5 protein-coding genes and 1 pseudogene are annotated in these 6988 nt (G+C 57.7%); 2 read left to right on the forward strand and 4 right to left on the reverse strand.

What is annotated here, in order from left to right; all coding sequences use genetic code 11:
* Positions 1–555: 555 nt before the first annotated feature.
* On the reverse strand, positions 556–831 hold the full coding sequence (locus tag HV773_RS32560; RefSeq protein WP_129564239.1) for a hypothetical protein: 276 nt from the start codon (positions 829–831) through the stop codon (positions 556–558).
* Positions 832–1547: 716 nt separating this feature from the next.
* The gene (locus HV773_RS32565) at positions 1548–3158 is read right to left on the reverse strand and encodes a S10 family peptidase (RefSeq protein WP_129564238.1); all 1611 of its coding nucleotides are present in this window, start codon (positions 3156–3158) and stop codon (positions 1548–1550) included.
* Between the two features lie 1243 nt (positions 3159–4401).
* Between HV773_RS32565 and HV773_RS32570 the strand changes: the two genes are divergently transcribed.
* Entirely contained in the window at positions 4402–4878 is a 477-nt protein-coding gene (locus HV773_RS32570) for an LEA/WHy family protein (protein WP_227875533.1), read from the forward strand.
* Positions 4879–5097: 219 nt separating this feature from the next.
* On the opposite strand, the pseudogene HV773_RS37145 reads toward HV773_RS32570, so the two are convergent.
* Positions 5098–5235 (reverse strand): annotated as a pseudogene (locus HV773_RS37145) (NAD(P)H:quinone oxidoreductase); the annotation flags it as partial.
* A 223-nt stretch (positions 5236–5458) separates the two neighbouring features.
* The gene (locus HV773_RS37675) at positions 5459–5746 is read right to left on the reverse strand and encodes a DUF2798 domain-containing protein (protein ID WP_129564236.1); all 288 of its coding nucleotides are present in this window, start codon (positions 5744–5746) and stop codon (positions 5459–5461) included.
* 135 nt (positions 5747–5881) lie between these two features.
* On the opposite strand from HV773_RS37675, the gene HV773_RS32580 reads away from it, so the two are divergent.
* Complete coding sequence (locus HV773_RS32580; RefSeq protein ID WP_129564235.1) at positions 5882–6814, forward strand: LysR family transcriptional regulator; 933 nt, start codon at positions 5882–5884, stop codon at positions 6812–6814.
* Positions 6815–6988: the final 174 nt, after the last annotated feature.

Genomic DNA, 6988 nt, shown 5'->3' on the forward strand with positions numbered 1-6988 from the left:
GTATGAACCCTGATCGCCGGTATCGGAAGACGATCAAGACCTGTGGTGCCAATCCGTATTTCGTGAATTACGCCGACAGGATGAAGCTAAGCTGATCAGCCTCGCTTTTTTCCACAGCACCATGCTTTTCAAATCGATAACAGATGCTCGGGAAAACGCGCTGGTGCACTATTGTTCAATCACCAATCGGAACTGATTTCCGGTCATCCTGATTGACTGCTAAAATCTGCCATTCGACATTACGACTGCGTACATAACTTCACTCTGGCTGTCGGAAGTCGGATGTTTCGTAAGCAGGTACACGGCTCCACGAGCAGCTGTGAAGGACGTACCTGGTAACATCTGTTCGGCGGTCGACGGGTTCTTTGGCATCACGTTCGGTTGATTTGCAATTGCATAGTTGGATGGGCGATTCAGCTCACACTTCCTGTGGAAAGCTTCAATCCTCGAGATCTCAATGGGCGGATAGACCTTGCTTTCATCCATGCTATCCAGACTTTTCGCGTAGTTTGCGTAATCCGCATGGTACGTCGCGTCGATTGCGCCAGAAATCAATTACGCTATTTCCTTTTCATAGATGTCCTTGTTAATCGCGAGTCGAGTGCCAGACGACACGGTCGCTCCCGAGATCAACGCGTGAGCCGTAGAAATCGGTGCAAAAACCGTTTCCTTGGCATTTAGTGTTGTTGTCAGAATATCGAATTGGGTGTTGGAAATGCGCTGACCGGAGGAAAGTGAGCCGACAAAGGCAGTGCACTTTTCTTCGGAATCATGCAGCACTATTCCCAAGTATTTCTTGGCATTTTCTGGGGATCGCTGCGAATCCGGCACCGCCAACTCCGCTCCCCCTTCCTGCAGTTGCTGGCGCGCTCAGATCACCGCACACGTTCTTGAGATTTAGCGGTACTGCAGCCGTCATGATTGCCTCGTCCTGCTGCGTGTCCCGGATCATCTTGCTCGTCAAACTGACCGCTCAAATACATAACAGAGCATGATCTCCGTCACAACCCTGTTAGGATTACAAATCATTTTCTCGACCTCGTTACAATGTGGTATAGGTCCGCCGCATCGGTTCTGCAAACGCAGAAATTGGCGCGTTCAGTGCGGGGCCGCACACTTGCGGGTGCGTTATGCGCTTTGCATTTACGCTTGGCTTACACAACGGCAGAAGTGACGCGCGAGGAGCAGTCCCGGGCGTGCCAGTGAACACCTCCTGAGTCCTACCCGCAGAAGGGTGGGCATATCCAGCGAGGCATTGCACGGCAAGCAGCTACGACTATCAGAAATCCCTGGTGGGAATTGCGGAGCGGCATATCCTCACTTTTCGGCAGGATCTGTCCAAGGCTGCATGGTCGCCTCACTGCGCCTGTTTCCGACTATCAAAGGTTCTGATCGCCGGCGCGCCGGAGTAGTCCCCATGGATGAACGCGAGTTGCTGTCACAACTTAAGTGGAGACTGAAAACGGCGCGAGCATTCGCTGCGCCGTCCGACCGATATGGAGGCTCGTGCTGAGATCGCCAGAAATCGAGTCGCTTTGGTCTGTCGCTCAGTACGGCGTGCGATTCACTCGCCGGCGATATTGAACGATACCTTCCACGGCCGTCTGCTCCGGCTGTACTGCCGCCCTGATGGCGGCGACATGGGCTTGTGCCTCGCCATAGAAGGACGAGAGGTCTGCCTTCATCGCGGTTCTCGATGCGTTGTCGAGGTAGATCATATGGCCCGAAGGATAGTTGTGGACCGACAGGTTCTGGTCGATCTGCTCGCTGCCCACCGGCATGGTCTGGAACGTGATGAAGGTCTGGAAAAATGGCGTCACTGCATCGTAATATCCGTTGGCCGAAAACACCCTCAGGTACGGATTGACGGACATCGCAGCCGCAAGGTCGCCTGCTGTATACAGCGTTCCAATACCACCTCTCTGGGCGCCCGTTGGGTCGATATGGCCGAAATCCCAATTCTCGAAGGCCAGGTCGTTCAGGTCCATGAACGGCGATACCGATGTGTATTGCAATTCTTCGTTGAGGTAGACATTCCACATCGCCGTATACACCCCGCTCACGGCAGCCATGGTGGGATCGTTTCCACCTGAATCCGGTGAGACGAATTCTGCAATGCCCGTGTCGATTCCCGTCACGCGGCCATCGTAGGCGCCCACGGCCAGCCCGTTATCGAGCAACAGGCTGGTCAGGAACGCGGATCCGTTTCCGAGCGCAGGATCGAGCTGCCAGTACTTGAGGACCATCGGCGGGATGCCGAGTATGTCACTCAAATGCTGCAGTCCCGCCTCATCGACATCGGGGAACGTGTTCAGCGCATTCGCATATGGACCGCTCGCGAACGCGCTCACCTCGTCCATGAACTGCGGCAGATCTGTGGGCACCGGATTCAACGAAACCTTCTTGTGGAACCAGGCATCGGCCGCGTACGTCGGGAGGATGCCAATCGGATTGCCCGTCTGCGAATAATCGAGAATCGAAGACTGCAGAACGATGCCGTTCAGATCTACACCGTCCTCGTGCAGCAGCCAGGTGAGCACACAGGTGCGTGGCGTCCCGTATGATTCGCCAAATAGATACTTGGGGGAATTCCAGCGGTTGAACACGGTCAGGTAACGCTTGATGAACTGCTTAATGCAGCCCGCGTCCTCGTCCACGCCCCAGAAGTCCTTGTTGGTGTGCGGCTCAACCGCAGTCGAGTAACCGGTGCCCACCGGGTCGATGAACACGAGGTCGGTCTGATCCAGCAGACTGTCCGTGTTGTTTTCGAGTTCATAGGGTGCCGGGGGCGTAAAGTTCGGCATGCTTGTCTTGATGCGCCGCGGTCCGAATGACCCAAGAAGCAGGAACACCGACGACGAGCCGGGGCCGCCGTTGTAGAAAAACGTGACCGGCCTCGAAGATGGCGTCGCATCGTCGGCGGTAAATGCCACATAGAACAGTTTGGCGCCTGGCCGTGAGCTATAGCTGTCAGTCGTGACGAGATGACCTGCTCGCGCCGTATAGGCAATCGACTTCCCGTTGAGCTTCAGCGTGTGATGCGTAATGGCCGCATTTTCGGTGACGTCGCTGATCGAATCGTCGGGACCGTATCCGTACGGCGTCGTGTCGACAAGCGGCTCGTCGGGCAGTGCGCCGTTCCTTGCAGTTGCATTCATCGCTGATCTCCGTTTTCCGTTCGTTCGAAGTCGCGCCGCGGCTTCGACGTCCTCTGGCTCACGGTCTCACCCACCAGCCGTCACCAGCAATTCATCAATCGATGCGAAGACGATAGTAGACATTTGAAGCAACGTACCCGGACCGTTCACGCAGATGCAAGGTGCTGCTGTTGCGCCGGGGGCAGATTGACGGCCGGCTTGAAATCACTTGCGACGCGATGAACGTCATTCCTATGCCTCGCACATTGCGAAGTATAGAAAATGATGAAGGCCGCCGCCAGCCGGGTTCAATGCGACACCCGTTTGCGCAAACGTTATCAACTCGTTTCTACGCCGGTCACGGGTTAGTAGATAGACACATCATATTGCCCCCCGTCAGGCTCGACGACTATTAAAACCAGGGGTCCCGGAATACTACCGCCTCCATCCTCAGTCCGAGCAAGTAGTGGAGGCCGTGCATGACGAACTGCAGGCACGCCAAGACTTCATACTCCCTTTCCGGTCGGCTATCTGCGCGTCTCGCATCGATGTTTGGTTGGCAAATTCGATCATGCTTTCGCTTAAGGTGTTCGCGTAGCGCCCATAGTTCAAAAACCAGCCAATCTCCTTTACTGTGCGTACCTGGCCCGCGCTTTCACGCTCTCCATGATGGCCGAAACTGTCTTCTCGCGTGCGGCCCGATTGCGCTCGCATCCCGGCGATGCGCCTGCGCGCCGACCTTTCAGCACTCCCTCAACTACCTCCTCGGCAGCCGACGCAAGATGGAGGACGGAAAATCTGCCTCAATTGGAGAGATATAGCCCAATCGCCGTATCGAGCATCGATCGAGCAACGTCGAATTTTTTGTACTCACGAACTACGCGTTCCATGGCGGTATGGTTGTTTTCCGTTGTTGCATTGGCGTGTGGCCTTGAGAAGCCATTTGCACGTTCGAGCGCAACTGCGACTATGTAGGGGTTACGCACGAACGCCACCGATGTCACTTCGATCCTTTCTGGCCTCGGCGGCCAACCTCGCGTTCGATCCACTCTTTGAACCGGCCAGTGACCTTCGACCATCGACCATTGTTCGCGAAGTCTGTCCCGTCACATGTTCGCCAACGTCGCGAGCGAGAAAATGTCCGCGACCCGCTGCCTCTGCGCGGCATCCGCCCGATTGTTCCGCTGGCAACGGTAGAAGACGCTACACTAATCAGCACTCGAAAACTAATCAGACGAGGCTTGCCATGCTGGCTCCTGATGCGATGCGTTCGTTTCGCGTCTTCTGTGTCTTCTTTTGCCTCGTCTTCCTGCTTGGCGCCTGCGCAGGGATGATTGGCCAGGAGCCGCTTCGGGTCAACGTGGCGGGCATCGAGCCGCTCAAGGGCGAAGGACTGGAGATGCGCTTCAACGTGAAGTTGCGCATTCAGAATCCCAACGATACGCCAGTCGAATTTAACGGTGCGTCACTGCAACTGGATCTCAACGGACACTCCTTCGCCAGTGGCGTCAGCGATCAGAGCGGCGTCGTGCCTCGCTTCGGAGAAACCATTATCGTCGTGCCGCTGACCGTTCCGGCATTCTCGGCTGTGCGCCAGGCGTTCGCCTTTGGGGACAGCGTGTCGTCGGGCGGCTTCCCCTATGAGATGCGCGGCCGGTTGGCGGGCGGCCTGGGTGGCGGTACACGCTTCGTCGATCATGGCAAGCTGTCGCTGCCAACGAACAGCATGATGGGCGAGTGACGTCCATCAATGCATCGCCTCTTTAATTAATCAGGATTGCTATTTTATTTATTGAAGAATTTATCTGGGAAAACTGGCGATTTTTTGAGCTTCGCGCATTCCCTTCGCCCCAGCGAAAGGGGCTTGAAACGCGCAGCTTGACATGCTGATGGAGCGGCGACCACGGAGCGCGCGACCGTCCCGTTTACCCGGCGACAAAACGAACAGCATCGGCGGTTGGCCGAATAGTTTGTCTGCAATTTTCGCGATCAATTCACCTTGATAGCGCGCGCCCTCAAGCTCGATGGTGCTCGGCTGGCGCTAACCTTGTCCGCCTGCAATGGTCGTCGAGACGACGTTCTCATCGAGCGTTATCTGATACGGCCGAAACGCGTCGGCGAAATCGCGGTGCTGATGGCATCGCCCGTGCGCTTTTCGGGCGCGACGACGTGCACGACTTGGGATCGTCGTGCTTCGGAGGGAGGCGCCGCAGCGTGCACCATGCAATCTTCGGCGCGTCAGCAGGCACGAAACAAAACGCGCCGGCCGATTCCCGGCGCGGCGCGCTTCGCGCGCTGAAACGGCGCAAAGTCGCAGCGCGTCAGTGCGGATGCACCGTCCACGCGACGAGCCGCGCCACGATCGGTCGAACAATCAGCACACAGACGAAGGCCGCCGGCATCGCCACTCGGTACGCATTCTTCACGTTTTCCATGTAATGCTCATCGACGCCGAATTCCGTGACGGTGATGACGAGACACATCAGGAACGCCATGATGGTCGCCATATAAAGCGCGAACACATAGGGCGTCAAGGGGCGGGGAATACGAAATCGTGTGGATTTTTGCGTGGCGTTTTGTGCTGTGCTTTGTGACGTGCCTGGGATCATCGATGCGGCCTCTCCATGCGTGAAGGGTGACGGGGAGCCAAAAGCGTATCAAGGGCGTCAGCTCCTCACTAGCCACGTTGTGCTTGATTCATTCATAAGCGAAAATTACGAATCAGACACAACACAAGTGTGACGATGCCAACGAACCTTCTGGGCTTGATCCACTGCTACACGCGGGTCGTTGAGACCGGCAGCATCGCAGCGGCGGCGCGTACACTCGGCATGAGCGCGGCAGCCGTCAGCCAGAACGTCGCGCGGCTCGAAGCGCATCTGGGCCTCCGACTGCTCTCGCGCACAACGCGCCGCATGGCACTTACCGAAAGCGGCGCGGCCTACTACGAAAAGGTCCGCCATATCCCGCGCGACCTCGAACTGGCGCACGAGGCAGCCACCGGCGCGCAAGAGCCGCAAGGCGCGCTCTGCGTGGCGACCACGACCGCGTTCGGGCGGCACGTGCTCGCGCCGCTGATGCCGGCGTTCAAGGCGGCGTATCCACGCATTGCAATCGAACTCATCTGCACCGACCGGCGCGTGGATCACCGGCTGGAAGGCATTGACGTGAGCCTGCGCATTACGGCACAACTCGACGAGCGGCTCGTGGCGCGGCGCATTGCCTCGCGGCCCTTCGTGTTCTGCGCTGCGCCCGCCTATCTCGAACGCGCTGGAGTGCCCACCGCTCCCGAAGACTTGAAGCAGCACGCATGCCTCGTGTTCCGCTATCCGACTGATGGGCGCTTCCTGCCGTGGGGCTTCATCCGCGACGGTCAGCGCTTTGCGGCGCCCCTGAATCCCAGCTTTATCTGCGACGACATCGACATGCTCGCGCAGATCGCCGTGAATGGCGGCGGCATCACGCGGCTCGCGAGCTTCGTCGCGCAGCCGTTGATCGAGAGCGGCAAACTGCTACCGCTCTTCGAGGCGCACGCGCGCAACAGCGCATGGGCCGAGCCCGAACCGATGGAGATCTATGCGTGCGTGGCCGAGCGCGCGGCGCTCAATACGAAGGTGCGCGCGTTTATCGAGTTCGTGGAGACCGCGCTGGAGGAATGCGTGCTCAAACGCCTTTGATCGGGTCTTCGAGAGTGGGGGTAGAGTGCGCGCTGGACTTCTTACGATGCGTAAACGCCAGAGCCCCGGTGCTCTTTCGGAGCCACCGGGGTTCTGGACGTACTGCATAGGGAGCCTGACGATTACCTACTTTCACACGGGCAATCCGCACTATCATCGGCGTGGAGCTGTTTC

Source organism: Paraburkholderia caffeinitolerans (genome assembly GCF_902859945.1).
GTDB lineage: Bacteria > Pseudomonadota > Gammaproteobacteria > Burkholderiales > Burkholderiaceae > Paraburkholderia > Paraburkholderia caffeinitolerans.